At 42.1% G+C, this 2149-nt stretch carries 4 protein-coding genes, 1 tRNA gene and 1 pseudogene; all 6 read right to left on the bottom strand.

The features are described from left to right. Positions 1-452: 50S ribosomal protein L1 (gene rplA, locus ACTHUM_RS12015; RefSeq protein WP_440402964.1), on the bottom strand; the 452-nt coding region annotated here is incomplete at its 3' end. Beyond that, positions 452-886, bottom strand: a complete 435-nt coding sequence (rplK, locus tag ACTHUM_RS12010) for a 50S ribosomal protein L11 (protein ID WP_002220151.1) — start codon at positions 884-886, stop codon at positions 452-454. The genes rplK and rplA, both read right to left, overlap by 1 nt. Before the next feature lie 104 nt (positions 887-990). Beyond that, complete coding sequence (gene nusG / locus ACTHUM_RS12005) at positions 991-1524, bottom strand: transcription termination/antitermination protein NusG (RefSeq protein WP_003680697.1); 534 nt, start codon at positions 1522-1524, stop codon at positions 991-993. A 2-nt stretch (positions 1525-1526) separates the two neighbouring features. Next, on the bottom strand, positions 1527-1802 hold the full coding sequence (secE, locus tag ACTHUM_RS12000) for a preprotein translocase subunit SecE (protein WP_004521090.1): 276 nt from the start codon (positions 1800-1802) through the stop codon (positions 1527-1529). Positions 1803-1933: 131 nt separating this feature from the next. Continuing rightward, a tRNA-Trp gene (locus ACTHUM_RS11995) sits at positions 1934-2009 on the bottom strand. 6 nt (positions 2010-2015) lie between these two features. Continuing rightward, positions 2016-2149: pseudogene (locus tag ACTHUM_RS11990) on the bottom strand (hypothetical protein); the annotation flags it as partial.

The following is a 2149-nucleotide window of genomic DNA, read 5'->3' as shown; positions in this document are numbered from 1 at the left end:
TCAGCAACGTTAGGAGTAACAGTACCTACTTTAGGGTTTGGCATCAGACCACGAGGACCCAAGATGGTACCCAATTGACCAACGATACGCATTGCATCAGGAGAAGCAATAACAACGTCAAAGTTCAAGTTACCAGCTTTAATTTCAGCAGCCAGATCTTCAAAGCCGACAATATCTGCGCCAGCTTCTTTAGCAGCATCTGCATTTGCACCTTGAGTAAACACAGCTACGCGAGTTGTTTTACCGGTACCTTTAGGCAGAACGACTGAACCACGAATAACTTGGTCAGATTTACGAGGATCAACACCCAGGTTGAAAGATACGTCAACAGACTCGTCAAATTTAGCAGTAGCAGCTTTTTTAACCAAAGCAATTGCTTCGTCGATTGCGTACAGTTTGTTAGCTTCAACAGAAGAGCGCAGAGCTTTCAAGCGTTTAGATACTTTAGCCATTATACAACACCCTCCACGTCCAAGCCCATTGAGCGAGCAGAGCCGGCAATAGTGCGAACAGCCGCATCCAAGTCAGCAGCAGTCAAATCAGGCTCTTTAGTTTTAGCAATTTCTTCCAACTGGGCGCGGGTCAATTTACCCACTTTATTAGTCAGAGGATTAGAACTACCTTTTTGCAGACCAGCAGCTTTTTTCAACAAGATAGAAGCTGGAGGGGTTTTCATCACAAAAGTGAATGATTTATCCGCAAATGCAGTAATAACGACTGGAATTGGCAAACCAGGTTCCATACCTTGGGTTGCAGCATTAAATGCTTTACAGAATTCCATGATATTCAAACCACGTTGACCCAAAGCAGGACCAACTGGGGGAGATGGATTGGCTTTACCTGCAGGAATTTGCAGTTTGATGTAGCCGATAATTTTCTTTGCCACTTAAGAACTCCTAAAAACGGGTATAACGCGGAACCATTCCGCTTCCCAAACAGAATTTGCGATTATATCCGCTTAAAAAAAAATTTTCAAGCGAATTAAACCACTTAAATCTTTTCAACCTGACCGAACTCTAATTCAACCGGTGTTTCACGACCAAAAATCTGAACTGAAACACGCAGTCTATTACGTTCGTAGTTAACTTCATCAACAATACCGTTAAAATCAGCAAATGGGCCTTCGTTTACTCGAACTTGCTGACCAACTTCAAACTCAACTTTTGGTTTTGGCTTCTCAACACCTGTTTTAGCTTGTTGCAAAATAGCATCTGCATCTTTTTGAGAAATTGGGATCGGGCGATTTCCACTACCGCCTACAAAACCATTTACTCGAGGGGTACTCTTAACCAAGTGCCATGAATCATCAGTCATTTCCATTTCAACCAATACATAGCCTGGATAGAATTTACGCTCACTGATGGTTTTTCGGCCATTCTTGATATCTACTACTTCCTCCACAGGAACGAGAATCTGGCCGAAATATTCTTCCATGTTTTCACGAGCAATACGCTCTTTCAATGTTTTTTGAACATTTTTCTCGAAACCGGAATAGGCCTGTACCACATACCAACGCTTTGACATCTTTACCCTTTCCTATTTAATAAAACATCAAAAAACAACCATGAAATAATTGTATCTGCCGTATAAATGAAGGCTGCTAAAACTGCAACGAAGATAATCACGAATACAGTCATTTTGACCGCTTCATCACGACTCGGCCAAACTACCTTCTTAAACTCAGTCCAAGAGCTCTTAAAATATGCAAACAGACCTTCTTTCTTTTCAGGAGCTGGCTTATTACTTACCACAACTTCCTTTTTCTGATGGTCTTCTTTGCGTCCAGACGGATGTTCTGTCATCTTTACTCACTTATCAATACCCCACCCGCCTTTATTTTAGATAGTGGCATTGATCCATTAATTAATTCCAAATAATCTTAAAACTTAAGTACAAAAAAATTAACCGGCACAAGGCCGGTTAATTTTTTATTTGGCAGGCCAAGAGGGTCTCGAACCCCCAACCCTCGGTTTTGGAGACCGATACTCTACCAATTGAGCTATTGGCCTGTAAACTTAAGCGATTACAGAAGAAACCACACCCGCACCTACGGTACGACCACCTTCGCGAATCGCAAAGCGCAGACCTTCTTCCATAGCGATAGGCGCAATCAGTTCTACAGTAATGGTTACGTTCTCACCTGGCATTA

The sequence above is a fragment of the Neisseria sp. P0021.S006 genome, assembly GCF_051956895.1.
Note: the sequence above shows the minus strand (reverse complement) of the source record. Positions and strands in the feature narration are given on the sequence as shown.

What these genes read in the sequence shown, in the direction of transcription:
- secE (WP_004521090.1), bottom strand. Translation starts at nt 1,802, where the DNA reads ATGACAGAACATCCGTCTGGACGCAAAGAAGACCATCAGAAAAAGGAA.
- nusG (WP_003680697.1), bottom strand. Translation starts at nt 1,524, where the DNA reads ATGTCAAAGCGTTGGTATGTGGTACAGGCCTATTCCGGTTTCGAGAAA.